Raw genomic sequence first — 24,447 nt, 5'->3', positions numbered from 1 at the left:
GATTCGCTGACAGCGGAGGCGCCCCTCGGGGAGGGCCGTGGCCACCCGCAGGTGATCGACCCGTAGCTCGACGTGCGAGCACCGCCGGCACCGCCCCGCCAGGCTCGCCGGCCCCGCCAGCACCGCCCCGCCAGGCTCGCCGGCCCCGCCAGCACCGCCCCGCCAGGCTCGCCGGCCCCGCCGGCACCGCCCGGCCCGGGCTCGTTCGGTCCGGGCGGCCCGTCCTTCCGGCCCGGGCTCGTTCGGTCCGGGTGGCCCGCCCTTCCAGCCCGGGCCCGAGGGGCCGGGTTCCCCGGCCGGGCCGCGCCGAGCCCGCGCCGTCCGCGCTGCTCGACGTGCCGGGGGTCGGCCGGGACGTACGGCCGTGGCGGGCGACCGTGCCGTGGCGGGCCCTGGCAGGGGCGCGGAGAATGGTGATCACGAGCAGCCGGCGTCTGGATTGCGGATGTGAAGCTCTTCGGTGGTCTCGCCGCGTCCCCCGGGGCACTGGCGCCCGGTGCGGGCGCCGGCGAGAAGGGGCTGAGGGCCGGTGCCCTGGGCCTCTTCTCGTCCGTGGTCATGGGGATCTCGTCGACCGCCCCGGCGTACAGCCTCGCCGCGACGCTCGGCCTGATCGTCGCCGGCGTGGGCCTGCAGACCCCGGTGGTCATCATGCTGGCCTTCGTGCCGATGCTGCTGATCGCGCACGCCTACCGGGAGCTCAACGCCACCGACGCCGACTGCGGTACGACGTTCACCTGGGCGACCCGCGCGTTCGGGCCCCGCACCGGGTGGATGGGCGGCTGGGGCATCATCGTCGCCGACGTCCTCGTGATGGCGAACCTCGCGGAGATCGCCGGAATCTACGGCTTCCGCCTGGTGGGCGCGGACTCCCTCGCCGACGACCGGCTGTGGACGACGGTGGCCGGGGCCGTCTGGATCACCGTGATGACCGCGATCTGCTACATCGGCATCGAGATCTCGGCCGCCGTGCAGCGCTGGCTGCTGTGCATCGAGGTGGCCGTGCTGCTCCTGTTCGCCGTCGTGGCGCTGGTGAAGGTTTACAGCGCCGACGGCCCGGCGACGGCCGTCCACGTCTCCGCGTCCTGGTTCGATCCGACCCGGATCGCCTCGCCGCAGGCGTTCACCACCGGTTTCCTGGCCGCCGTCTTCATCTACTGGGGCTGGGACACCGCGGTCACGGTCAACGAGGAGACCGCCGACAGCAAGCACATCCCGGGCCGCGCCGCCGTGATGTCGACGGTGCTCCTCCTGATCGTCTACACCCTGGTGTCCACCTCCGCGCAGGCGTTCGCCGGAGTCGGCAGCGAGGGCATCGGACTCGGCAACGCCGCCAACTCCGACGACGTGCTCTCCGGCCTCGGCCGGGCGGTCTTCGGCGGGGAGGGTGCGGGCGAGTTCCTCACCAAGCTGCTGATCTTCATGGTCCTGACCTCGGCGGCCGCCTCCACACAGACCACGATCCTGCCGGTGGCCCGCACGGTCTTCTCGATGGCCGCGCACAAGGCGGTGCCCTCGCGCTTCGCCCGCCTGCACCGCCGGTACCTCACCCCGACCTGGTCCACGGTCGGCATGGGCCTGGCGTCGGTCGGCCTGCTGGTGCTGCTCACCGCGGTGAGCCACAACGTCCTGGCGGACTCCATCGCCTCGGTCGGCCTGGCCATCGCCTTCTACTACGGCCTCACCGGCTTCGCATGCGTCTGGTTCTACCGCCGGGTGCTCACCCGCAGCCGACGGGACCTCCTGTTCAAGGGCGTACTGCCGGGCGTCGGCGGGATCATCATGCTCGGCCTCTTCTGCTACGCGGCCTTCGACGTGTACGCCGACCCCGGTTACGGCGCGACCGCGGTGGACCTGCCGGTCATCGGCCGGACCGGCGGGGTCACCGTGCTGGGGCTCGGAGCGCTGCTGATCGGCGCCCTGCTCATGCCGTTCGTCACCCGCGAGCACACGGCGACCCTCCGCCTGCAGCGGCGGCTGCTGCCGCGCCTGCTGCCGCCGCACACGGCCGTCGAGCACGCCAACCGTTACGTCCCCGCCGACGGCCGCTCCGGCGTGGGCGGGGACTGGTTCGACGTCATCCCGCTCTCCAGCAGCCGGGTCGGCCTGGTCGTCGGCGACGTCCTCGGGTCCGGGCTGGCCGCCGCGGCCACCATGGGACGCCTGCGGACCAGCGTGCGCGTGCTCTCCCGCCTCGACCTCGACCCGGACGACCTGCTCTCCCGTCTCGACGACGCCGTCCGGCAGGACACCGAGGACCCCACGGGGGACCGGACCGCGGACCGCGCCACCGGGGCCGTGGGAGTGACCTGCCTGTACGCGGTGTACGACCCGGTCACCGGCCGGTGCTGCCTCGCCCTCGCCGGGCACCCGCCACCCACGATCGTCGACCCGGCAAGTGGTCTCGCCATCCACCCGGAGCTCCCGGTCGGGCCCGCGCTCGGAGTCGACGGGCCGCCGTACCGGAGCACCGAGCTCGCCCTCCCGCCGGGCAGTCTGCTCGCACTGCTCACCGACGGCCTGATCCACACCCCCGACCACGCCGCCGACGAGGGCCGCGAGCTGCTGGCGGGCGTCCTCGCGTCCCACCGGCACTCGCTGGAAGAGCTGTGCGACCGGGCCCTGGAGACCCTGCTGCCCGGCCCGGTGGACGACGACGCGGTGCTGCTCCTGGTCCGCACCCGACTCCTGGACCGCGAACGGGTCGCCGAATGGGAACTGTCCGCCGAGCCCACCGCCGTCTCCACCGCGCGCCGGCTGACCTCGGGACAGCTGCGCGACTGGGGCCTGGACGAACTGTCGTTCACCACCGAGCTCATCGTCAGCGAGCTGGTCACCAACGCCGTCCGGTACGCCCGCGGGCAAGTCCGCATCCGCCTCATCCGGGACCGCGGCCTGATCTGCGAGGTGTCGGACACCGGGCACACCTCGCCCCACCTGCGCCACGCCGCCACCGACGAAGAGGGCGGGCGCGGGCTGTTCATCATCGCCCAGATGACCCGCGGCTGGGGAACCCGCTACACCACCACCGGCAAGACCATCTGGACCGAGCAGGACCTGCCCGACGGGAGCTGACGCCCTCGCCACCGCCGGCTGCGCCCCCGACCGTGGCCGCCGTTCGCGCCGAACGCGAACACGAACGCGACCGCGCCGTCACGGTCAGGGGCGGCGACGGCGGTGGCGATGCGCCCGCCCGGGCGGCCGCCGCTGCGGGCGCGGCCACGGGAGCCCGCGGCTCCGGCGCCTGCACCGAGGCTGCCGACATCGTCCTCACCCCGACCGCATCCACCGCATCCACCGCATCGACCGCATCGGCGGCGTCGCCGCGCTCACCGTCCGCACCCGGTGCATCGCCGTGCGGACTCCACTCGGCGGCACGCTGCCCTCCTCGCCGCCCGGAGGGGCCGGGGAAGGCCTGCCGGGTCGGCCAGGTCCTGCTCGGTGTCCGCCCGGCGGGTCACGTGCGGGGACCACGGCGGGTGTTCGACCGCGATCTCCCACAGGCGACCGGCGTGGTGGGTGAAGGCGCGCCACCGGGAGGGTGAGCCAGACGTCAGGTCGGACGGCACCGGGCGCTCACCCTTCTCCAGGCACAGCCGGTAGGCGGCCGCGCCGCCGGTGTACTCGACGTGGGCCGGCGGTTCGTCGACCCGGAGCCGAGGGCGTCCGCGGCGAGGACTACGAAGGGGTCGGTCGCGTGGAGGGAGAAGAACCACAGGCCGTCCCGGCCCCCGAGCTCGCGCACGTAGGCGTGCAGCTTGGTCTCCTCGAACCGGCTCTCAGCCAGGGCGGACACAGTGCGGGCCAGCAGGAGGCGGGACACGGTGGGAGGGGGGCAGAGACGCTAGAAGCGATGCCCGCCGGGGTGGCGGCCGCTGGCGCGACGTCGTCCCCGTCGAACGCCGCAGCCCGTACGGCGGCTGACCCTCGCGGATCTCAGGCGGGCCGGAGTACGGGGTCGATGTCCGCCAGGATCGCCCGCAGCGCCCCGGCGCCGCGGGCGACGCGGTCGTCGTCGCCCTGCGCGATCCGCTCGCACAGGCGGAGGGCGTCGTCCCGGTCGGTGGCGAAGATGCTGAGCACGTCGTGGACCGCGGTGTGGATCCAGTCGGCGTGGTTGTCGTCGGCAACGGCGAGCGCGGACGCGACGATCGTCAGGCCGGCCCGGTCGTTCCGCCGCAGCAGCGCCCGCACGGTCACCCGGGTGACGTAGGTGTCGTCCGGGTCGAGCACGAGGTCCAGCAACGGCTGTTGAGCTTCGGGCAGTTCGGCGAGTGCCGCGAGGCCGCGACCGGCGTCCGCCCGGTCCTGGTAGGAAGCGCTCCGGCCCAGCGCTCGGAGCGCTGCCGCGGCGGCGAGCCTCAGCTCGGTGTCGGTCTGACTGGTCATGAGCCATCTGTAGCAGGCGGCCGAGGGCGTTGCGCAGGTGGGTCGGCGTGCAGGACGCGGCGGTGGTCGGAGCAGCCCCATCGACGGGGACATCGCGGAGGCGGAGGAGGCGTTCGACCTCGGTGTCTTGAGCGGCCTGACGTCGCTCGGCGATGGCCGAGGAGGCGTCGGAACAGCAGTTGCCGATGCACCCCCTCGGCGGGCTATCGGTGAGCAGGGGTACTGACCTCGGCCGGGAGCAGTCGGGTCCTGCGGTAGCGTCGGTCGCCACGTGACGACAGCCACTGACTGGCTGACCGAATCGGCTGGCTGCGCGACAGGCGGGCCAACCGCACTGGTCGGCCCGTGGGTCTCCCGGACCCAGAGTGGCGCGCAGGAGTCGCTCCGCCGACCCGCCCGGACCCGCGGCGCCTGGTCTCTGATCGCGCGATTGGGACCCCGCGTGCCACCGCCGGGCATCCCTGCCTGCGGTCGATTGCCACGTGCTGGCTCCCGGCCCGGCGGTGTCGTCGAGCATCCGGCCATCGGTGCCGCGGGGCCCTCGGCGGCTATCTGCGTGCCCTCCGCCCTCCGACGCCTTCACCATCCACCACGGCGAGGATCTCGGAGGGTTCAGCCTGCTCCAGGTCCAGGTCTCCACGACGGACCCGCACGTCCGAGTGAGCGGGCAGGCGGCGGCAATCGCGGTTCCAAGTGCGCGGCTTGAGTCGACCTCCTGCCCGCGACTCGGACCGGCGGCCGTGTCAGCCTCATGATCAACCCTGTCGCCGGCGCGGAGGGAAGATCCTGAGCCGCTACAAAGGGTGGGCAACCTTCCGTCCAACAGCCAGCAGGACTTGCCGGACTCGCCCCCCGGCTGGTCGCCCGGGCTGCCGGGCCCTTTCGCGACAGTGATTGGGAACGAGTTCGGCGGCCGGTCGGGCGTGGCGTGTGGTGACCTTCGTCTGCCCGAGTGGGGCTGGTGTGACGGGCTGGTACCGCGGTTCCAGACAGGGTTCCGGGAGCCTGTTCTCCTACTCGTCGCCGTGGGCTACGGTCGGATGCGCGCATGCCGTACAGCCCCGGGGGAGTAGCACATGGCGGTCGAGCGGCCCGGTGCGGACGCCCTGGAGCACGTCAGCCGCCTCCTTCCACACCCGGTCGGCGTCGCGCCCAAGGACTGGGAGCCGATCCGACGCCGGCTCGGCACTGACCTGCCCACCGATTACAAGGCGTTCATCGACTCCTACGGTGGTGGCTGCGTCGACACCTACTTGTGGATCCTTGAACCCGGGTGCGCGAATGAGTTCTACGACCTGATCGACGCGGACGGGAGCGGGCGGGGGCCTACGAGGAGCTGTGGGCCGGGGGCGAGGAGAAGCCCGCCGAGCTCGACGGGACCGGTGCCCGGCTCATCCCGTGGGCGTCCACCGACAACGGCGAGTTCCTCTTCTGGCTCGTCCGACCCGGCCAGGATCCCGACGAATGGACCGTCATGATCAACGAGGCGCGCGGTCCCTGGTGGGAGCACCTGGACATGGGCTTCACCCGGTTCCTCGCCGCAGCCCTCACCGGTGACGTCCGCTCCGAGATCCTCTCCGACTCCTTCCCCGCCGCCTCCCACGACTTCCGGCCGTCCGCTGACTTCGTGTAAGGGCCCTACGGGCAGAGCCCAGTAGTAGTACGTAGCCGGTCGACTGGGAGCAGGCAGGCCCGAGCCCGATCGGCCAGCTCCCGGCCTTTTGAGGCAGAACGAGCAGCGAGAGCCCCGGACGTCTGCGCCCCGTGCTACCGATGGTCACCATGGACGATGAGACCACGCCACCGCCGGCGACCCCCAGCGACGCCGAGAGGATCTTCCAGCGCGGCTGCCAGATCCTGGACGGCGAAGGCGGAACGGACGCCTGGGACAAGGCCCGCGCCCTGTTCGAGGAAGCCGCCCGACACCCGGACCCCCTCATGCTCTGGCGCATCGCCCACGCGTGCCGGTGGGTGCCGACCCAAGCCGCCTACTGGATGAGCCGAGCGGTCCTGGCCGAAAGCCGGCCCGGCGGCATCACGACGGACCAGAACCTCCTGCGCATCGTCGGAGGCCGGAACGGCGACACCCTCACCCAGGACTTCTCGATCGCCGTCCGATCGGACAACCACGACCTGGCCGTCGCCGCGCTCACCACGGCCGCCGGAACCCGCCTGTGGGCGATCCTCGAAGACGGACGCGAACTCCCACCCGAAGAGGCCGAGGAGATCATCGACGACACCGACCTCTACAGCCCCAACTACGTAGGCGTCGACCACGAAGTGCCGAGAATCTGGATGGACTGCAAAGGCATGGTCTACCCGTACATGGCCCGCACCGCGCTGCTCGTCGTCGCGGACGAGCTGCGCAAAGCCGGACTCCAACGGGCTCACCTGTTCACCCCGGAGCGGTGAACCGTTCTCCCGCCTGTAGCAGGCGGCAGGCCCGAACCGTCGGGGAGGACGGCGAGGCCGGCGAGGTCGACGCCGGGGTTGATCGGCGGACCGTAGGGGTTGCCCAGGCTGACGCCGATCCGGTGGTCGATGGTGTGGCCCCGCATGGGCCAGTCGACCTCACCGCAGGTGCAGGGCCGGACCGGCTTGCACAGCTGCTCGGCCCAGCGGCCCTACCGGGCTGCGAGTTCGGTGACCTCCGGCAGCTCCTGCGCGAGGAACTTCGAAAGGGGGAGTCAGGCCGACGGAGTTCCGAGGTGAGGCTCACCACCCGTTTTCTCGCTGCTGGCCGCTCGTTGACGGCCTTTCCGACGGGTCGGCCAGCACCTGCCCTGGGCCGGATCGTCATCGTGGTGGTTGTCGCCAGGCTTCATGACGAACGGATACGGTCCTGGCGGGGTGAGCGGCCGTTACCTGGGGCTACCGCGTCAGGCCAGAGCACCGGTTCGCGGCTGGACCAGGCGTTTCAGCCCGGTGCGAGCCGGGCCCTGTCCGGTCGATCGTGCCGGGCGCCCAACGCCGCGCTGATCCGGCGCCATCGCAGCTGGGACGCCCCATGATCTTCTCCCCGCTCTGGGTGGGAGGCCGGGGCTGGCCGGCCGGCCGTGATCCAAGGGTCTGCCCGTCCGAAGACACCCCGGGCACGGCTGGGTGCTCAGAGGAGGTAGTGGGCGAGGCTGAAGGTCAGGAACGCCGCGAGTGAGAGCCGGTTGACGAGCAGGTGGGTGCGGTCGATCGGGGGGAGGGCGGGGGTTGCGAGTGGGCGGCGGGCAGGGCGGTGGGCGAGGAGGGTGATGGTCTCGGCGGCTTCGGTGGGGGAGGAGGGGCCGCCGAGGTGGCGGTGGAGCAGACGGCCGGGCAGGCTGCCGCACCTGATCTCCTGGCTGTCGGCGAGCTTGATGACCAGGCTGCCGCGGTGCACGGCGGCGGCCTTGACCCGGGCCCAGGGGATCCGCTGGTGTCGCAGCGCCCCGGTGGTGGACACGCCGTCGTGGTCGACGGCGATCTGCCAGCCGAGGGCGGAGACGGTCCAGATGAACGCTGCGGTGCCGAAGAAGAGCGGGCGGAGCACGCCACCGGTGAAGGTGTCGGGGCTCGACAGGACGACGAGCCCGGCCAGAAGCGCCGCGGTGAGCGGGCCGGCGGCCATGCGGAAGGCGGCGGGCATTCCGAACACGCGGGCCGGATCGCGTGGCGCGTCGGGGAGGTCCGGGACGGCGGCGAGGGTCTTGGCCGCGAGGGCGGGGACGGCCAGTTCCTGCTCCAGGCGTCCGGGCTTGCGGCGCAGGCGCCGGTGGGGCAGGGGGCGTTCGTCGGCGATGTCCGCGACCCAGTCGGCGCCGGGGGTCGGCGGGCGGTAGACCAGGACCTGGGCCGAGGTGCCGTCCGGGCCCTGGTAGAGCAGCCCCGGGACGGGCTGGGCGGCCTGCTCCAGGATGCGGGCGGCCTCGTCGACGCCGTACGGCTCGAACTCGTCCGCGTAGCCGGACTTCTCGCTCCGGGTGTCCTCGTGCAGCCAGGCCGGGCCGTTGTCGTCGGTCGCTGTCCAGCTGCAGCTCTCGCGGACCTGCAGCCGCCACAGGGCGGGCGCGCCGGAGTGCTCGCCGACCGGGTGGACCGAGGGGGAGCCGTGGCCGTCCAGCGTGACCTGGACGGCGAGTGCGGGTGCCCCGGCCTCGGTGAGGGCCCGTCGGCGGCGGACCGAGCGCGCGGCGGAGGCGAGCAGCAGGATGCCGAGCGTGCCCGAGGCGGTGGCGCCGGCGGCCCAGCCGCTCGGATCGAAGGTGTCGCCGGCGATCCGGACGAAGCCGTGCTCGTCGGCCAGGACGACCAGCGGGTCGCCGGGCTTCGGGGTGTCGTCCCACTGGTTGTCGAGCTGGACGGAGGTCGGTCGCCTGCTCCCGGGCAACGGGAAGCGGACCGTCAGGTCGTCCGGGCCCGCGGCGACCACCGTGGCCTGGACCCGGGTCGCGGCGGCGATGCGGGCCTCGGTGTCGTTCCGGTCGACGGCGCCGAGCACCGCGAGGACGGCGGTGGCGGTCAGCAGCAGGGCGCCCAGCGCCCGTCGGATCCATGGCGTCCGCACGGTGATCGGCGACGCGGCGGCACCTGCGGCCGTCCACGGGTACGGGAGCGGCGGTCCCATCAGGGCCTCCGCCCGGGCCCGGGCTCGGCGGCGGCCGAGCTCCACCCGTCCGAGGACTGCCGCCAGCAGGCCGTGGGCCAGCAGAGAGACCGCGGAGGTGAGCTGGTTGGGCAGGCCGTCCGGGACCAGCCAGACCAGGGCGCCGGTGACGGCGGGTACGGCCCAGAGGTTCCGCGGCCTGGCGAGCAGGACGAAGAACTCGGCGACCAGCAGGGAGGCTGCGAGGACGCCCGGCCACCGGGGGACGTCGGCGCAGGCGGTCGGGGCGGGACAGGAGGTGTCCGACACCATCGCCAGCAGCGCGACGGCCACCGGGAGCAGGGCGAGCCAGCGGGTCTCCCAGCGGCGCCACACGCGCGTCGCCCGCCACTGCTCCGCGGCGGCGGGGGTGAACGGCGGGGCGGCAGGGAGCGGTGGTGCGGGAAGCATGCGGAGATGATGGCAGGCCGGTGCCGACGGCCGGGTGCCGGGGTGGACGTTCGTGCAGGCCAGAGGCCCGAGGAAGTGCTGGCGCGCGGCCCGGCGGGGCGGCCGCCGAGGCCCGGTTCGGTCAAGCGGACAGGACCTACTGGATGCTCATGGGAGCGGGTCCGCTGTCCGGACGACCGGGCTCTGTCGCGCCCCGGAGCTTCCGCGTCGCCGGCCGGGCGAGGGAGCCGTCAGGCCAGCGGACCGGCCAGCAGCCGGGCGGCCAGGCCGTGCAGTTCGGCCACCAGCTCCTTCGTCAGCCCGCCGTAGTGTTCCTGACACATCCACCCCTGACTGGTTGACGTACGACCTTGCGGAGAAGGATGCGCTGCGAGGTGCGGCGGTTCCCGTGGGCAGGGGCGTCGAAGGCCGTCAGTGCGGGCTCGGGGACGGCGGCGGAGCGATGTCCGGCCGCCTACGCGCAGTCCTCGCCCCCTGCTGCCACCCTCTCTCGCGTACTCGGGCGTGCAGTCCTCACCGGGTGTCACCGGGTGCGGCGGTGGGACCGGGCACCGGCTCGGTGACTGCCTGGTGCCCGTCAGCCGTCCACTCCACCGGCTCGAGCCGCGCGAGCTGCCCGGCCTGCTCCCGGAGCTGCCGCCTCGTCACAACCGCCTGACGGCCGAAGATCAGGGCCATTCCGACACCGGTCGAGATGTACGCCGTCATGTGCGGGTCGAGGTCGAACCCGAATCGCAGCACGACGAGGGTCGCGATCATCGACACCGTCGCCAACGACACCCATCTCAGCATCTTCATCCGCCGAACCGTACCCGAACGGATGGACGCCCCGGCCGGGCGGGTCGGCCTTGGCCTGCCGACCGGGGCCGACTGCTTCAGCCCGCCCGGTCACGCCGTTCGCCGGGGATCGATCACGCTGCCGGAGCCGTCCCTCGCCAAGGGCCGGTGCCGTGTCCCGGCCTCCTGCCGACACCGAACGGCGCGAGGGCCCGAAAAGTTTTTCTTCCGCCGTGTCGATCCATGGCTGCGCCGTTCGACCTTGGGCTGAGAGGGTCGAGAGACGATCCCTGATGAAGGAGGCAGACCATGGCGAAGTACATGCTGATCATGCGTGGCACGGACGAGTCGATGGCGAAGATGATGTCCACGCCGTTCGAGGAGATGCTGGAGACGGTGGGCCGCTTCAACGAGGAGCTGATCCGGGCGGGGGTGCTCGTGGCCGCGGAGGGCCTGGACGACCCGTCGCAGGGCGTGGTGGTCGACTTCGCCGGCGAGACGCCGGTGGTCACCGACGGGCCCTACGGTGAGACGAAGGAGCTGTTCGGTGGCTTCTACCTGATCGACGTCGCCTCCAAGGAGGAGGCCGTCGAGTGGGCGAAGCGCCTGCCGGCGTTCCCCGGCTCGAAGTGCGAGGTCCGCCGGGTGCCCGGCATCGAGGAGTTCCCGCAGGACAACGAGTGGATCGTCAAGGAGCGGGCGTGGCGCGAGCGGACCGGCCAGCTCTGATGCCGGAAGCAGTCGACGGCCCGCCGGTCGCCGAGGCGGCGCGGCGGGCCGTCGAGGCCGTCTGGCGGATCGAGTCCGCGCGGATCGTCGCCGCCCTGACCCGCTACACCGGGGACTTCGCACTCGCCGAGGACGTCGCCCAGGAAGCGGTCGCGGAGGCACTCGTCGCCTGGACGCGGGACGGCACACCGAACGACCCGGTGGGCTGGCTCCTGGCGACCGGGCGGCGGCGGGCCATCGACGCCTTCCGCCGTGCCTCGGCACTCGGGGAGCGCTACGCGGTGCTCGGGGCGGAGCTGTCCGACGGCGGTTTCACCGCCGGGGCGTCGGCCGTGCCGACGGCTCCGCAGGAGCTGCCGTGGGACCCCGACCGGGTCGACGACGACGTCCTCGCCCTGATGTTCACCGCCTGCCACCCGGTCCTCTCGCCCGAGGCCAGGGTCGCCCTCACCCTGCGCGTGGTGGCCGGCCTGTCCAGCGAGGAGATCGCCCGGGCCTTCCTCGTGCCCACACCGACCGTGCAGGCGCGGATCACCCGGGCCAAGAAGACCATCACCGCCGCCCGCGTCCCCTTCGAACTGCCGCCGGCCGAGGAGCGGCCGGCACGGCTCGGCGCTGTCCTGAGCGTCCTGTACGTCATCTTCACCGAGGGTTCGACCGCGACCACCGGCGACGACCTGCTGCGCCCCGACGTCGCCTACGAGGCCGTACGACTCGCCCGGACCGTGGTCGCGCTGCTGCCCGCCGAACCGGAGCCCCACGGCCTGCTCGCCCTGTTCGAGCTCACCGCCGCACGCTTCCCGGCGCGCACCGGGCCGGACGGCGAGGCGGTGCTGCTGGAGGACCAGGACCGCCGGCTGTGGGACCGCTCGGCGATCCGCCGCGGCCTGGCCGCGCTCGGCCGGGCCGCGGCCCTCGGGCGGGGCCTGGGCCCGTACGGTCTGCAAGCCGCGATCGCCGCGTGCCACGCGGCGGCGCCCTCCGTGGCCGAGACCGACTGGGAGCGCATCGTGCTCCTCTACGAGGCACTCGGCCGGGTGGCCCCCTCACCCGTCGTCGAGCTCAACCGGGCCGTGGCCGTCGCGATGGCGAGCGGACCGCACGAGGCACTGACCCTGGTCGACGACCTGCTCGCCTCGGGCCGCCTGTCGGGCTCGCACCTGCTCCCGAGCGTGCGCGGCGAACTGCTGCTCCGCCTCGGCCGCGGTGCCGAGGCCCGCACCGAGCTGGAACTGGCCGCCCGCCTGTGCAACAACGCTCCCGAGAGGGCCGTGCTGCTGCGCAAGCTGGCCGACCTGGACTGATGCGCCCGATACGGACAGCCGCACCCGCAGCCGACTGGCACGGACGCCGGGATTGCTGGAGGTGGCCCACAGACGAGTGGTCTGTGGGCCACCACTGAGGTGTTGCTCGGCCTGTCAGCTCATAGCGGCATCTCGGCATTCCGGGTTGGGTCGGTGGTCGGGGCGGGGCGGCGGGGACGACGCCCGGTGGCTGCAGCGCGAGGCGGCCCGGGTCGGCCGCGCCGTGAGCTTCGGGATCCGGGGTCGGTCGCGGGTGCGGGCCCGCGGTATCCACCTGAACCTGACGGGCGAGCAGGCCGCCGCCCTGGCCGTCGCCGTTGCCGAGGACGAGGACAAGGTACGGCAGGTTGTCGGCCAGGCCCTCGCGGACTGCTTCAACGGCGGCCCCTACGGTGGATTCTCCGCCGACGACTTCGCGTTCGACACCGACGGCATCGTTCAACCGGCCTATCCGGATGAGCGGTTCCGGAGCAGCGCCAGAGAGGCGGCTATGGCCGGGGCGACGACACCCAGCAGCGGCGGGATCCCCCACCGCACGGGGCTCCCGCCGCAGGCCGACCCGCGCCGGCCGTCGTCGACTGGACCCGACGGAGTCGTGGGACAGACCCCGGGTGGGGCGGGCATCGGGCGGTGGCCGCCCCACCCGGGCGAAGGTCAGGCTGCTTCCAGGCCCTGCCGAAGCTGCGTGAGGATGCGGGACAGCAGGCGGGAGACCTGCATCTGAGACACCCCCAGGCGCTCGCCGATCTGCGACTGCGTCATCTCCTGGGTGAAGCGCATCGACAGGATCAACCGGTCGCGCTCCGCGAGGGCGGCGACCAGCGGCTGGAGCGAGACCAGGTCTTCGACCAGGGCGAACCGCTCGTCCGTCCCCCCGGCCCGGCCGGCGAGATCACCCGGCCCTTCGTCGTCATCACCGGCCGGCAGGTCCAGGGAGTCGGCGCTGCGCGCGTTCGCCGCGGCCAGGCCCTCGACGACCTCTTCCTGCTCCATTCCCACGTGCTCGGCGAGTTCGGCCACCGTCGGCGCCCGGTCCAGTTCGTGGGAGAGCGTGTCCCGAGCCCTGGCCAGGGTCAGCCGGAGCTCCTGCAGGCGGCGCGGGACGTGGACGGCCCAGGTGGTGTCGCGGAAGTGGCGGCGGATCTCACCCACGATGGTGGGGATGGCGAAAGTAGTGAACTCCACCCCCCGCCCGGGGTCGAACCGGTCGATCGCCTTGATCAGGCCGATCGCGCCGACCTGCACCAGGTCCTCCATGCTCTCGCGGTGCGCGCTGAACCGGCGCAGCACGAAGCGGACCAGTGACAGGTTCAGCTCCACCAGCGTGCCGCGAACGTAGGAGTACTCGTGGGTGCCCTCCTCCAGCGAAGCGAGCCGGACCAGCAACACCCGGCTCAGCTCCCGTGCGTCGGCGGGGGCGACCTTCCGCAGCTGTCCCGCCCCGTCCAGCTCCGCAACCGCCTCGAAGGACCTGTGCGGCGTCGTCACCTCCACATCGTTGTGCGCGCGGTCGTCCACGAGGAGTTCGTCACTGGTCACGGCCATGTCGATCCTTTCCCTCCGCAGTGCGGTCCGTACCCGGCTACCCCGCATGTAGTTCGTGCTCCTCCCGATGGTGTGGAGGTTCGGTGCAGGCCTCCCCGGGGCAAGGGCGCGCACTGGACTCGCCGAAATGGGACAACCACCGAGTGCCGAGCAAACGGGCCCCAGCAAGGCGCCCCGACCGGCGGTCAGGTGAGTTGCGCTCCGGAAGACGCGGCAGTCCAGAAGGAACTCACCAAAACGACGAGCGGGGAACCGAGCCGTGTCGACTTCCAGAGGGCGGGGCACCGTGCCGGGCGGCACCGCGTCTTCGCCGGGAGCCCCTCCGCCGAGCGGGGAAGGTCCTGGCAGCGGGTACCGCCTACGACGCTGCCACCTACTCCCGTGGCCCGCGAACGATGCCCCCCATCCGGCCCACACCGGCCCGAGCCCGCCACCGCCCGGACCGGTCGGTGCTCACGCCAGCGGGCCCCGCACCACGCCCGTGGTGCGGGGCCCGCCCGGTGGCCGCCCGGGTCAGAGAACGCTGCCGCTGTAGTAGCCGTCCAGGCGCTCGTAGTACTCGCGGTCGCCGGTGTGCTCGTTCCTGTCGAACTCCGGAGAGTTCTTCACCTCGTCCTGGGTGCGGTCGACCCACACCGTCTTCTCCGCGACATCGACGCGAGTGATGGTGCCGGCCGGGAGCAGCACCTCGCGGCCGAAGATCCACGGGCCGGTGTCCACCACGATATGAGCGGTGTCGACGTCCTCGGTGTGCTTGTCGACCTTGCCGATGTGCCCGTCCGTGGCCTCGACCCGGAACCCCGTCAGGTCCGTACCCGCCGCATAGCCCTCGGCGCCTCCGTAACCCCACAGCCCGCTGCTCACAACTGCCTCCTCGCGTGAATTCGGCTTGCGTTCTTCCGACGCAGCCTCGACTGCCCCGCTTGCGCGAGGTCATGTCCGCGGATCCCGGGACAGGCCGAATTCGCGCTCCGCCACGGGCGGAGGGGTTACCGAGAGCCCGGCTCCGAGCAGGGACGGACGGGCGCTCCGCCGCAAATCCGGCACGGCCGCCCGCGCGCCACATCCTGACCGTCACCCAGGTCGACGCTGTCCTGCCTCCGTCCCCGCCCTGGGGCACGGGCTGCGCGAAGACGAGCCGGCACGGTACGGGCACGGGGAGTGGCCCGTTCTCGGGCGGGAAGACGCGGGGCGGACTCCGGCCTCGACGGGGGGTGCTCTGCGTTACCCGGCGGGCATCACGGTCAGGCTGACGGCGGCCGCCCGTCCGAGCCCGCCGCGCCCTCCTGTTCTGCCACGTGCCGCAGCGCCGTGGGGCCGGCGCCGGCTGCCCACACGGGGTCAGGTGGCGAGGCCGGTGAAGGTGAGGTGTCCGGTGTCGGTGGCCAAGTGGCGGGTGCGGGTGACCCGGATGGGCAGACCGTCCTGGATGCCATGGATGTCATGGGTGACGGAGGCCGGGGAGTGTTCCGCTCGCAGGTTCACCTTCGCGGCGACCGCGCGGGCGTCGGCCTCGTCGAGGCGGGCCGTGACCTCCTGACGGCCGTCGGCGAGCCGGACCAGCAGCCGCTCCGGACGCCCGGGAGGTGCGAGGATGCCGACCAACAGAGCCGGCTCGGTGATGTTCACCCCCTCCGTCCTCCCGTGCCCCCAGGTCCCCGGTGGCGTCAGCCTTCGACGCCGGTGGAGGTGTGGGCCGCGCCGACGGGTTTGGACTCGGGGGAGCCGCGCTGGCGCAGGTAGACGGAGAGGATCGCCATGGAGGCGACGGCGAGGAGTTCGGACTGCCAGTTCTGCAGGGTGCGGTTCCAGAAGTCCGCGGAGGACACGTAGTCCCCCCACGTGAACGGTGCCTGCAGGTCGCGCAGCCGCTCGGCGTTGAACGCCGACACGCCGGCGACGGACTGGGCGAACCAGGAGCCGAGGAAGAACGCGGCCATCACCAGGCCCAGCGAGCGCGAGTACACGGTGCGGCGCAGCCCGGCCGCGCGGGCCCATGCGGGGGAGTCGTTCCCGGCGTGCGGCCGAACGAGTGAGCCCACGTCAGTCGGGCCAGGTGCCGGTCAGCCGACGGGTCCCGGCCGCGCCACCGCGGTCGATCGCCGCCTTCACGAGGGCGAAGACCGCTCCTTGCAGGGCGGCGGCGAGCAGCACTTCTCCCCAGGTGCGGTCCTGGTCGGTGGCCTTGGGCGCTTCGTCCTGATGGCCCAGCAGGGCCCACAACCGCTTGAACACCGCCCCCGCGACGGCGCCGCCGAGCACGCCGAACAGCAGTCCGAGCGGCTTGTAGAGGATCTTGACCATCATCATCTCCCGGGTGGACCGCCGCAGCGTGACCGACAGGTGTGGATCGAGCAGGACTCAACGATGCGCGTCACGACGCTTGCCAATCACGTTCCCGACCTCCGGCCGCTGATCCTGATCGGCGGCGCCTCGCATCCCCGGCCAGGGGGGCAGGTCGGTCAGGATCCGCGCCGGCCGCGACGGTGGCCGGCCCGACAGAGGCGGGGCGGGCGGCAGCGGTCCTGGTGCCGTGGAAACGACGGTCATGATGTCAACACTCCTTCCAGTTCCGCCGATCCGCCTACCCCGAGCCGCTGTCGCCACGCACCGCCGCGGGCCTCCATCCCACCGCGATGCGTACGGGCGCCGTCGCCGACCAGCGGCGGCGCGCCACCGTCGGCAGTCACTCACCCGTGGGACGGGTCCCTTCGGGCAGACGCCGCGGCACGGGCCCGCACCCGGCACCCGCTCCAGCGCTGCGCCTGCGCCGCCGACGGGTCGTGACGTCGCGGCGGCCGCCCGGGCATGCAGCGGAGCGAAGACCTGCGTGCACTGCCATCGCGGACCTGCCCTCCTGCCCGGGAGTCGGACGCGCTGCGGACGGGCTCGAATGGGCTCGGCTGGTTGCCGTCCGGCCGGGCATGGGGCCGAATCGGTAGGAGCCGGGCATACCGGCTGCGAGCCGGGGCATGCGATGCCCGTCCGATCCATCGACTCGAAGGTGAGTGCAGTCATGAGCAAGGTGCAGGAATCGATCGACGTCAACGTGCCGATCAGCACCGCGTACAACCAGTGGACGCAGTTCGAGGACTTCCCGAAGTTCATGGACGGCGTGGAGGAGATCACCCAGACCGACGACCGGCACAACCACTGGAAGACGAAGATCGCCGGTGTCAGCCGGGAGTTCGACACCGAGATCGTCGACCAGGTTCCGGACGACCACGTCGCCTGGCGCACCGTCGGCGGCGACGTCAAGCAGACCGGGATGGTGAGCTTCGAGCCGATCGACGCCACCCACACCCGGGTCATGATGGAGATGGACTTCCAGCCCGACGGCATGGCCGAGAAGGCCGCCGACATGATGGGCATGCTCGACCGGCAGGTGAAGGGCGACCTCAAGCGGTTCAAGCACTTCATCGAGGAGCGCGGCACCTCCACCGGCGGCTACCGCGGCACCCTCTGACACCGCGTCCCCCGCGCCCCCGCCGCCGTACCGCGGCGGGGGCGTCGCGTTCGGCCGCCTCGGCGGCGTTTGTCCGGGGCGCTCAGAAGCCGTAAGACACGTGAGGCAAGTGGGCCTGACCGGTTCGTGCTTCACAGATGTCCGTGGGTTCGTCGGGACGTACGGCACGTCAGTGGTGCGCGTGCCTGGCGGTCCGGGCAAGGCTTGTCGCCGAGGTCGGGGTGGAAGGTCGCCGCATTCACCGTGCCGGGGAGACAGCCGGCCGGCTGTCCGGTTCCGCCCGGGGGAGGGTGCGGACTGGGCGGGTGGCGAGGAGGGTGGTGGCGGTGAGGAGTGCGACGGCGGCGCCGGTGAGGAGGACCGCGTCGGTGCCGAAGGCATGGGTGGCGGGGCCGGCGAGGGCGCTGCCAAGGGGGTACAGGCCGACGGAGCCGGCGACCTCGTAGGCGTGGACGCGGTTGAGGACTTCGCCGGGGACGTGGGTCTGGACGGTGGTGGCCCACATGACGCCCCAGAGGCCGATCCCGGCGCCGACGGCGAGTTGGGCGGCGGCGAGCGCCCAGAGGGGGAGGCCGAGGACGATGCCCAGGGGGTAGAGCGGGTAGGCGAGCATGGCGGCCGCGCCGGCGGCGAGCGGGTGGGCGGGTTTCCAGCGGATGGCGAGCAGGCCGCCGACCACGATGCCGGCGCCGAGGGCGCAGTTGAGCAGGCCGAAGGCGGTGGCGCCGTGTTCTGGAACCACCACTCCGGCGGCGACGGAGAGTTGCGGCCCCCAGGACAGGACGGCGAAGACCATCCAGATGGCGATCACGCCCCAGAGCCAAAGGGGGACTGGACCCGACGCTGGTCCGGAGCGGGCCGAGTCGTACTCGGCCCGCCGGCCACACGGGCACCGAGCACGAAGACATCGTGCTCGGTGCCCGGACGCAGCGCCGTCCTCCTTCGCAAGGCGAGCCTGCCGATGTCACCGCCGGGCGCGTGCTGCGGGTGCTCGGTTCGCCGCGCTGAGCCGGTGGGCCGTGGACCGCGCCGGCCGGACACCGCCTGCCCGGGGTGGCAGGGACGAAAGCCGAGGAGGTGTCGCGGTCAGCCGGTGCAGGCCATGGCGCGGGCGTGGCCCTCGTGTTCGTTTCGTGCGGCTTCCAGCAGGGTGCGCCAGGAGGTCACGGTCGGGCGGCGGCGCAGCAGGGCGCGGCGCTCGCGTTCGGTCATCCCGCCCCAGATTCCGTGTTCGATGCGGTGATCGAGGGCGTGGGCGAGGCACTCGGTCCGCACGGGACAGCCGCCGCAGACCGCCTTGGCCCGGTTCTGGGCGGCTCCGTCCACGAAGAGATCGTCCGGGTTGGAGAAGCGGCATGCCGCACGGTGGTTCCAGTCGTTGTCCGGTGCCGACACTTCGCTGCCTGTCCTCTCGTCATTCTTGATCGCCTGATGCCCGTTACGCGCACGGTCATGCGAATATGCGAAGCGAAAGGTGAGGGCGATCCGCTGATGGTCCGTAAGGGAGAGCCGGCTGGGCGGTAACTCGTCCGGGTGGCCTCTCGCCCAAGGCGCGGCTTCGCTGCCCGCCCCGGTCATGTGAGTGCCGGCGCCTCCCGGCCGGCGTCTCCGGTGAGCGTCGGCCCCGTCCCCGCCACAGGTGTGCGGCGGGGACGGCGGTTCCGGACGGTGCTCGGCGGGCCTATCGGCCGCGGCGGGTGACGGGACCGAGGAGGGCGAGGCGCTCGTCCTCGCCGACGCCGCCCCACACGCCGTAGGGTTCGCGCACCGCGAGCGAGTGGTCCAGGCAGCGCTTGCGGACCGGGCACCGGGCGCAGATCCGTTTGGCCGCCGCCTCGCGTTCGTCATGGGCGCGGCCGCGTTCTCCGGACGGGTGGAAGAACAGGCGCTCGTCCACGCCCCGGCATGCCGCGCGCAGTTGCCAGTCCCACTCCTGGTGGATCGGCTCCGGCAGACGCGATGTCACCGCCATGAACAACCCCTCTCTCGACGATCATCGACCGCGCCGGATCGGGCCCGGCGGGCGCGCACGGCACTGCGCCTTACCGCCGGGTGCGATTCCATGCCTGCCGCGTGCCGGTCCGGCTGTGTTCGCGGGTGGTGGCGCGTCGGGTGTCACCAGCGGTACCAGTGGCCGCGACTGCGGGTGGAGGCGGCAGCGGGCGAGGAAGCCGATCAGCCGGCCGGCCAGGAGGAGGACGGCGACCCACCACGGGGGCCCTGACGGCGAAATCGGCACCGGACAGGATCAGGGCAGGGGAGGGCCTCCTTCACGGTCGACGGCGCCATGCGTGCCAGGCATGTCCCGCCCGTCGGGGGCCGCGGCCTGTCGAGGTGCTCGTTGCCGCGGCTCTCGCCGGGCTCCTGTGGCCGGGTGGTTTGGCCTCGCGGATCGGGGTGAGAAGACCTCCCGGGCGGCATGTGGGAGCCGGCCCGTGGCGGCGCGTCCCCCCTTGCCGCCACGGGCCGCACCCCGCCGTTCCCCTCATCTCTTCCACGGTCCACCCCGAGGTGGGCGGCCACTGCGGGGTGCGGGGCAGTGGCCGAACCGGGAGGACGCCGCAGTGGCGGCTCGCGCCCTTCGAACTCGCGCCCTTCGAAGAGGACACCACCGGCAAAGCCCTTCCCCGCTGCCTCCGTCGAGGGCCCGGTGGCGACCGATGGCGCGAACAGCTGTCGGCCGCCGGAGTGGAGAGCCATGAAGACTTGAATGAAAGATTTTTCGCCATCTTGCGCAAGGCTCTCGGGCGGTCGCCGGTTCCACCCGGGTGGCGGCGACATGTACGCAGGGGAGAGGGCTGGTGAGAGCCGTTCGTAGCCGCTGGTCAGCGCAGCGTGATCGTCGCAGCCCGACTTCACATGGTGAACGGATGTTCCGATCGGCACCTGCATGACATGGCCGAATCGCAGGCAAGAGCACGGCACGCGCCGGAAGTTGGCTTCACTTCGTGATCTGATGAGCGGCGCGGGAGCCGATCGCCGGAGCCCGCGCCGATCGACCAGTGTCAGTCCCCGACAGGAGGCTCGAACGTGTCGTACTCCTCTTCCCGCCTGCACCGGCTGTGGCGCCCACTGCTGCTCGCCATAGCCCTGGCGGCAGGCCTGTTCTCCACTTCCGTCCCGGCCGGCGCAACCACGCAGGCCAGCGCCTTCGCCGCGGTGACCTTCGACGTGGACGCGAACACCGCGTACGGCGACACCGTCCTGGTCTCGGGCAGCGTGGCGCAGCTGGGGTCGTGGAACCCGGCCGCCGCCGTGCCGCTGACCACCGCGTCGGCGACGTACCCGCGGTGGACCGCAACCGTCCAACTCCCGCTCGGTGCCACGGCGCAGTACAAGTACCTGATCCGGTCGGCGAACGGCGCGGTGACGTGGGAGAGCATCCCCAACCGCACGGTGAACGTGCCGACCGTCGGCACGGCGACCACCAGCGACCGCTGGAACACGGTGAACGGCGCCACCGTCGGGACGGTCTTCCACGTCAACGCGGCCACCACCTACGGCCAGAACGTCTACGTGGTGGGCGACATCGCCGAACTCGGCGGCTGGAACCCGGCCAAGGCCGTCGCGCTGGGCACCGACACCGGCAGCTACCCGACCTGGACGGGCAGCATCCCGCTGCCGCCCAACACGGCGGTCCAGTACAAGTACCTGAAGAAGAACCCGGACGGCACGCTCGTCTGGGAGGGCGGCCCCAACCGCGGCATGGTCACCCCGTCGGGCGGCCTCCTGGCGATCAACGACACCTGGAAGTAGCCGCCGACCGGGCCGCGCGGGGCCGCCGGGCCGTCGCTCCCTCCCGGGGGCGCACGGCTGGGCGGCCCCGCGCGGCACAGGTGGCATGGCAACCCGGGTGCCGCCGCCTACCCGGTGGTCTCGCACAGCATCAGCATGCAGGTCATCGGCCTGGAGCCGGACCTGCTCGACCGTGCGGCGGGCCTGCCCGCAGCCGCCGAGCTGCCGCCGCCCGGCGCGCCGGCGATCGCCCGCTGCCGACAGCTCCGAGCCCGTGGCCAGCCGCTTGGACGGCGTGCGGCAGGCGCCCGGAGACCGGGGTGGCGGGGCCATGGTCGAGGTCGATCGCTCGACCACGGGCCGGCCGACGTCGCTGCGATGTTCCCCGGATTCCGCGAGCTGTTCCGTACGAAGGTTCGCGGTCCCCCACGGCCGGGACAGCCCCGGCGCCCGTCCGTGCCGCGTCGGCTTCTAGCCTCGGGCTTTCACCAGCCGGGCTTTCCATGTCTTGATCACGGCTGCGGGCATGCCCCTGACCAGCGAGATTGGGACTTGTCGAGGGTCCTGTCGGGTGCGAGGAAGGAAGCACTTCTCAGGTGAAGCGGCACGTCGCCATCCACCCGGGCCCCGCGACGGGACTCCCGTGGTCGCCTATGCTCGCAGCGACGAGGTCGCCCGCACGGTAAAGAACGGGACCCGGGGTGCGGACAGGGTCGTTTGCCTCGTCACCTTCACGTGGTCGACGCCGAGCTGCTAACCGCGCCGAGTCGTCCGAACAGGTTGTCCGACGGGTGGTCAGGAAAGCAGAAAGTGCCTCTGACCAGCGAGAATGAGGATTGTCTAGGCCCTTGTTCCCGCGCCCGTCGGAGGCACTTCCCAGGTGAGTAAGCGTATCGGGTCGTACCCGCGTGTCCGGGTCGAGGGCACCGGTCGAGGGGTGGTCTCGCAGTCCGGCGCCCTGCTGCTGGTCGAGACGGCCGCAAGACGGGGCTGGACGCGGCGATATCGACGGCGCTGGCGCCGTGGCGCAAGGCTCGCACGGTCCACGACCCGGGCAAGATCCTCCTGGACGTCGCGCTCGCGGTCGCCCTGGGTGCGGACTGCCTGTCCGATGTCGCGATGCTGCGGGCCGAGCCTGCCGTGTTCGGGCCGGTGGCCTCCGACCCGACGGTCTCGCGCCTGATCGACACCCTGGCTTCGGCCGGGCCCCGTGCACTGGCGGTGATCCGGCGGGCACGAGCCGAAGTCCGAGAGCGGGCCTGGCGGCTGGCCGGCGAGGCGGCTCCGAACGTGGGTGACGAGGTGATCGTGGACATCGACGGCGTGCTGGTTCTCGCGCACTCCGAGAAGGAGCACGCCGCCAAGACCTGGAAGAAGACGTTCGGCCATCACCCGCTGTTCGCGTTCGTCGACCACGGCCCGGGCGGATCCGGCGAGCCGGTCGCCGGGCTGCTGCGGCCGGGGAATGCGGGCAGCAACACCGCCGCCGACCACATCGAGGTCGCCCGTCTGGCCCTGGCCCAGCTGCAGAAGAGGCACCGGCGGGGCCGCCGGACGCTGATCCGCACCGACTCCGCTGGCGGCACGTACGACTTCCTCAACTGGCTGACCGCACGGGGGCGATGGCTGTCCTACTCGGTGGGGATGACCATCACCGACGCCATCCACGCCGCCGTGCTGAAGATCCCGACCTCTGCCTGGACCGCGGCCGTCGAACCTGGCGGCGAGATCCGCGAGGGCGCCTGGGTCGCCGAACTCGCCGGCGACGTCCTTACCGGCTGGCCGACCGGCATGCGGCTGATCGTCCGCAAGGAACGACCGCACCCAGGCGCCCAGTTGCGCTTCACCGACGCCGACGGCATGCGGCTGACCTGCTTCGCCACCAACACCAAACACACGCCGATCACGCGCCTGGAGCTACGGCATCGCCAGCGGGCCCGCGCCGAGGACCGCGTCCGGGCCGCCCGCGACACAGGCCTGCGCAACATGCCGCTCCACGACGCCGCCCAGAACCAGGTCTGGCTGGAGATCGTCCAGCTGGCGCTGGACTTGCTCGCCTGGATGCCCATGCTCGCCCTGACCGGGCGCGCCCGCCGGTGGGAGCCCAAGCGGCTGCGACTGCGACTGTTCTCCGCCGCCGCCCAACTCGTCACCACCGGCCGCCGCAGCTACCTCCGTGAGCTGCCCCGGCTTTCGTGGAGTCCGCGATCGTGTGATCAAGCGACTTGCGGGTGTTGGTCCAGGCTCGCCCAGTATGCCTGTTCGTACTCGTCGGGTGGCATGTAGTCGAGGGCGGAGTGGAGTCGTTCACCGTTGTACCACGCGACCCACTGGAAGACGGCCCGCTCAACCTCGTCGAAGTCCCGCCATGGTCCCTGATGCTCGATCAGTTCGGCTTTGAACGTACCGTTCAGGGCCTCGGCCATCGCGTTGTCGTACGAGTCTGCGACGGAGCCCACGGACGCCGAGGCGCCGGCCTCGGACAATCGCTCTGTGTAGCGAATGGACACGTATTGCGACCCGCGGTCGCTGTGATGAATCAAGCCGGCGCCCTTCTTGATCTTCTGTCGCCACAGCGCCATCTCCAACGCGTCCAGCGGCAGGTCGGTCCGCATGTGGGTGGCGGCCTGCCAGCCCACGATCCGGCGGGAGTACGCGTCCAGGACGAACGCCACGTAGACCCAGCCCGACCAGGTACGGACGTAGGTCAGGTCGGCCAGCCACAGCTGGTTCGGGCGCTGGGCGGCGAAGTGGCGGTTGACCAGGTCCGGCGGACGAGGTGCCGCCGGCTCCGGGACGGTGGTGCGGCGCCGCTGCCCGCGGATCACGCCCTCGATGCCGAGCTCGCGCATCAGCCGCTCGACGGTGCACCGCGCGACCTGGTGGCCGGCGCGGACCAGGGCCCGCGTGATGCGGCGGACCCCGTAGGTGCGGCCCGAGTCCTCCCACACCGCTGTGACCAGCGGAATCAGTTCCTCGTCGCGGAGCCGGCGGGCCGATTTCGGCCGCTGCTTGCGCGCGAAGTACGTCGACGGCGACAGCTCCAGCACCCGGCATACGGGATCGACCCCAAAGCCGTCGCGCAGGTGGTCGATCACCTGCTCGGCCTCGTCCGGGGACGGTCGATCTCCTGGGCAAAAAACACGCTGGCAGCCTTGAGGATCTCGTTGGCCCGCCTCAACTCGGCGACTTCCTTGCGGAGTTCCTTCAGCTCGTCCTGCTCTGCGGTCGTGAGCCGATCGTCGCGCTCTCCGGCGTCGGCCTCGGCCTGGCGCACCCAGGACCGCAGGGCCTCCTTGTGGATACCCAGGTCACGGGCCACGTGAGCGACGGGCCGACCCGTCGAGCGGACCTCGCGCACGGCGCGCTCACGAAGTTCATCGGGGTACTTACGGGGTGCTGGCACTGCTCGTGGTTCTCCTTACGTCTGGATCGTAACAAACCCAGACATCAAGGACTCCAGGAAAGCCAGAGCA

General features: G+C 72.2%; 20 protein-coding genes and 2 pseudogenes. 8 read left to right on the top strand and 14 right to left on the bottom strand.

The genetic code is table 11. From position 1 onward, the window contains the following. The first annotated feature begins 447 nt into the window (after positions 1-447). A complete protein-coding gene (locus ABEB06_RS02760) occupies positions 448-3,075 on the top strand; it encodes a SpoIIE family protein phosphatase (protein ID WP_345695147.1) in 2,628 nt (875 codons plus the stop codon). Between the two features lie 254 nt (positions 3,076-3,329). Here ABEB06_RS02760 and ABEB06_RS39245 read toward each other — a convergent pair whose 3' ends face one another. The 3 genes from ABEB06_RS39245 to ABEB06_RS02755 form a co-directional block, all read right to left on the bottom strand. After that, complete coding sequence (locus tag ABEB06_RS39245) at positions 3,330-3,590, bottom strand: DUF2071 domain-containing protein (RefSeq protein ID WP_425559758.1); 261 nt, start codon at positions 3,588-3,590, stop codon at positions 3,330-3,332. Next, on the bottom strand, positions 3,554-3,796 hold the full coding sequence (locus ABEB06_RS39240) for a DUF2071 domain-containing protein (RefSeq protein WP_425559757.1): 243 nt from the start codon (positions 3,794-3,796) through the stop codon (positions 3,554-3,556). Before ABEB06_RS39240 ends, ABEB06_RS39245 begins: the two co-directional genes overlap by 37 nt. 140 nt (positions 3,797-3,936) lie before the next feature. Further along, entirely contained in the window at positions 3,937-4,389 is a 453-nt protein-coding gene (locus tag ABEB06_RS02755) for a hypothetical protein (RefSeq protein ID WP_345695146.1), read from the bottom strand. 1,474 nt (positions 4,390-5,863) lie between these two features. Here ABEB06_RS02755 and ABEB06_RS02750 point away from each other — a divergent pair. Both ABEB06_RS02750 and ABEB06_RS02745 read left to right on the top strand, forming a co-directional pair. Then, a complete protein-coding gene (locus ABEB06_RS02750) occupies positions 5,864-6,022 on the top strand; it encodes a hypothetical protein (protein WP_345695145.1) in 159 nt (52 codons plus the stop codon). A gap of 149 nt (positions 6,023-6,171) precedes the next feature. Beyond that, positions 6,172-6,801: a hypothetical protein gene (locus ABEB06_RS02745; RefSeq protein WP_345695144.1), complete on the top strand. Its 630-nt coding sequence runs from the start codon at positions 6,172-6,174 to the stop codon at positions 6,799-6,801. 694 nt (positions 6,802-7,495) lie between these two features. Here ABEB06_RS02745 and ABEB06_RS02740 read toward each other — a convergent pair. Both ABEB06_RS02740 and ABEB06_RS02735 read right to left on the bottom strand, forming a co-directional pair. Continuing rightward, complete coding sequence (locus tag ABEB06_RS02740) at positions 7,496-9,415, bottom strand: hypothetical protein (protein ID WP_345695143.1); 1,920 nt, start codon at positions 9,413-9,415, stop codon at positions 7,496-7,498. Between the two features lie 513 nt (positions 9,416-9,928). After that, on the bottom strand, positions 9,929-10,213 hold the full coding sequence (locus ABEB06_RS02735) for a hypothetical protein (RefSeq protein ID WP_345695142.1): 285 nt from the start codon (positions 10,211-10,213) through the stop codon (positions 9,929-9,931). Between the two features lie 288 nt (positions 10,214-10,501). Here ABEB06_RS02735 and ABEB06_RS02730 point away from each other — a divergent pair, with 288 nt between their 5' ends. After that, positions 10,502-10,921 carry a YciI family protein gene (locus ABEB06_RS02730; protein WP_345695141.1) on the top strand — a complete coding sequence of 140 codons (420 nt, stop codon included), beginning with the start codon at positions 10,502-10,504 and terminating at the stop codon, positions 10,919-10,921. Further along, complete coding sequence (locus ABEB06_RS02725; RefSeq protein ID WP_345695140.1) at positions 10,921-12,225, top strand: RNA polymerase sigma factor; 1,305 nt, start codon at positions 10,921-10,923, stop codon at positions 12,223-12,225. The genes ABEB06_RS02730 and ABEB06_RS02725 overlap by 1 nt, the downstream gene beginning before the upstream one ends. A gap of 654 nt (positions 12,226-12,879) precedes the next feature. Here the strand turns inward: ABEB06_RS02725 and ABEB06_RS02720 are convergent. The 5 genes and pseudogenes from ABEB06_RS02720 to ABEB06_RS02700 all read right to left on the bottom strand — a co-directional run bounded on the left by ABEB06_RS02720 (position 12,880) and on the right by ABEB06_RS02700 (position 16,080). After that, on the bottom strand, positions 12,880-13,770 hold the full coding sequence (locus ABEB06_RS02720; RefSeq protein ID WP_345695139.1) for an RNA polymerase sigma factor SigF: 891 nt from the start codon (positions 13,768-13,770) through the stop codon (positions 12,880-12,882). 513 nt (positions 13,771-14,283) lie between these two features. Next, a complete protein-coding gene (locus ABEB06_RS02715) occupies positions 14,284-14,634 on the bottom strand; it encodes a PRC-barrel domain containing protein (protein ID WP_345695138.1) in 351 nt (116 codons plus the stop codon). 477 nt (positions 14,635-15,111) lie between these two features. Continuing rightward, positions 15,112-15,399, bottom strand: a complete 288-nt coding sequence (locus ABEB06_RS02710; protein WP_345695137.1) for a hypothetical protein — start codon at positions 15,397-15,399, stop codon at positions 15,112-15,114. A 38-nt stretch (positions 15,400-15,437) separates the two neighbouring features. Further along, positions 15,438-15,800, bottom strand: a pseudogene (locus ABEB06_RS02705) (DUF6766 family protein); the annotation flags it as partial. A 13-nt stretch (positions 15,801-15,813) separates the two neighbouring features. Further along, positions 15,814-16,080 (bottom strand): DUF4235 domain-containing protein, encoded by a 267-nt coding sequence (locus ABEB06_RS02700; protein ID WP_345695136.1) that lies wholly within the window; start codon positions 16,078-16,080, stop codon positions 15,814-15,816. A 706-nt stretch (positions 16,081-16,786) separates the two neighbouring features. On the opposite strand from ABEB06_RS02700, the gene ABEB06_RS02695 reads away from it, so the two are divergent. Continuing rightward, positions 16,787-17,236, top strand: coding sequence for an SRPBCC family protein (locus ABEB06_RS02695; RefSeq protein ID WP_345695135.1), 450 nt, complete (start codon positions 16,787-16,789; stop codon positions 17,234-17,236). Between the two features lie 238 nt (positions 17,237-17,474). Here the strand turns inward: ABEB06_RS02695 and ABEB06_RS02690 are convergent, their stop codons facing one another. From ABEB06_RS02690 to ABEB06_RS02680, 3 genes are all read right to left on the bottom strand, one after another. After that, positions 17,475-18,047 carry an MFS transporter gene (locus tag ABEB06_RS02690; RefSeq protein ID WP_345695134.1) on the bottom strand — a complete coding sequence of 191 codons (573 nt, stop codon included), beginning with the start codon at positions 18,045-18,047 and terminating at the stop codon, positions 17,475-17,477. Between the two features lie 275 nt (positions 18,048-18,322). After that, positions 18,323-18,631 (bottom strand): WhiB family transcriptional regulator, encoded by a 309-nt coding sequence (locus ABEB06_RS02685; protein WP_345701720.1) that lies wholly within the window; start codon positions 18,629-18,631, stop codon positions 18,323-18,325. 286 nt (positions 18,632-18,917) lie between these two features. Beyond that, positions 18,918-19,208 carry a WhiB family transcriptional regulator gene (locus ABEB06_RS02680; protein ID WP_345695133.1) on the bottom strand — a complete coding sequence of 97 codons (291 nt, stop codon included), beginning with the start codon at positions 19,206-19,208 and terminating at the stop codon, positions 18,918-18,920. A 1,058-nt stretch (positions 19,209-20,266) separates the two neighbouring features. Here ABEB06_RS02680 and ABEB06_RS02675 point away from each other — a divergent pair. Together ABEB06_RS02675 and ABEB06_RS02670 are read left to right on the top strand one after the other, a co-directional pair. Then, positions 20,267-20,992: a CBM20 domain-containing protein gene (locus ABEB06_RS02675; protein ID WP_345695132.1), complete on the top strand. Its 726-nt coding sequence runs from the start codon at positions 20,267-20,269 to the stop codon at positions 20,990-20,992. A gap of 859 nt (positions 20,993-21,851) precedes the next feature. Next, positions 21,852-23,257: pseudogene (locus ABEB06_RS02670) on the top strand (IS1380 family transposase). Here the strand turns inward: ABEB06_RS02670 and ABEB06_RS02665 are convergent. Further along, a protein-coding gene (locus ABEB06_RS02665) for an IS3 family transposase (protein WP_345694688.1) occupies positions 23,188-24,377 on the bottom strand; the annotation gives its coding sequence in 2 pieces (ribosomal slippage) (positions 23,188-24,113 and positions 24,113-24,377; 1,191 coding nt in all). The pseudogene ABEB06_RS02670 and the gene ABEB06_RS02665 overlap by 70 nt on opposite strands. Between the last annotated feature and the right edge of the window lie 70 nt (positions 24,378-24,447).

It is taken from the genome of Kitasatospora terrestris (genome assembly GCF_039542905.1).
Taxonomy (GTDB): domain Bacteria; phylum Actinomycetota; class Actinomycetes; order Streptomycetales; family Streptomycetaceae; genus Kitasatospora; species Kitasatospora terrestris.
Note: the sequence above shows the minus strand (reverse complement) of the source record. Positions and strands in the feature narration are given on the sequence as shown.

What these genes read in the sequence shown, in the direction of transcription:
- ABEB06_RS02720 (WP_345695139.1), bottom strand. Translation starts at nt 13,770, where the DNA reads ATGGCCGTGACCAGTGACGAACTCCTCGTGGACGACCGCGCGCACAAC.
- ABEB06_RS02750 (WP_345695145.1), top strand. Translation starts at nt 5,864, where the DNA reads ATGATCAACGAGGCGCGCGGTCCCTGGTGGGAGCACCTGGACATGGGC.
- ABEB06_RS02695 (WP_345695135.1), top strand. Translation starts at nt 16,787, where the DNA reads ATGAGCAAGGTGCAGGAATCGATCGACGTCAACGTGCCGATCAGCACC.
- ABEB06_RS02700 (WP_345695136.1), bottom strand. Translation starts at nt 16,080, where the DNA reads ATGATGATGGTCAAGATCCTCTACAAGCCGCTCGGACTGCTGTTCGGC.
- ABEB06_RS02680 (WP_345695133.1), bottom strand. Translation starts at nt 19,208, where the DNA reads ATGGCGGTGACATCGCGTCTGCCGGAGCCGATCCACCAGGAGTGGGAC.
- ABEB06_RS02755 (WP_345695146.1), bottom strand. Translation starts at nt 4,389, where the DNA reads ATGACCAGTCAGACCGACACCGAGCTGAGGCTCGCCGCCGCGGCAGCG.
- ABEB06_RS02725 (WP_345695140.1), top strand. Translation starts at nt 10,921, where the DNA reads ATGCCGGAAGCAGTCGACGGCCCGCCGGTCGCCGAGGCGGCGCGGCGG.
- ABEB06_RS02745 (WP_345695144.1), top strand. Translation starts at nt 6,172, where the DNA reads ATGGACGATGAGACCACGCCACCGCCGGCGACCCCCAGCGACGCCGAG.
- ABEB06_RS02730 (WP_345695141.1), top strand. Translation starts at nt 10,502, where the DNA reads ATGGCGAAGTACATGCTGATCATGCGTGGCACGGACGAGTCGATGGCG.
- ABEB06_RS02740 (WP_345695143.1), bottom strand. Translation starts at nt 9,415, where the DNA reads ATGCTTCCCGCACCACCGCTCCCTGCCGCCCCGCCGTTCACCCCCGCC.
- ABEB06_RS02735 (WP_345695142.1), bottom strand. Translation starts at nt 10,213, where the DNA reads ATGAAGATGCTGAGATGGGTGTCGTTGGCGACGGTGTCGATGATCGCG.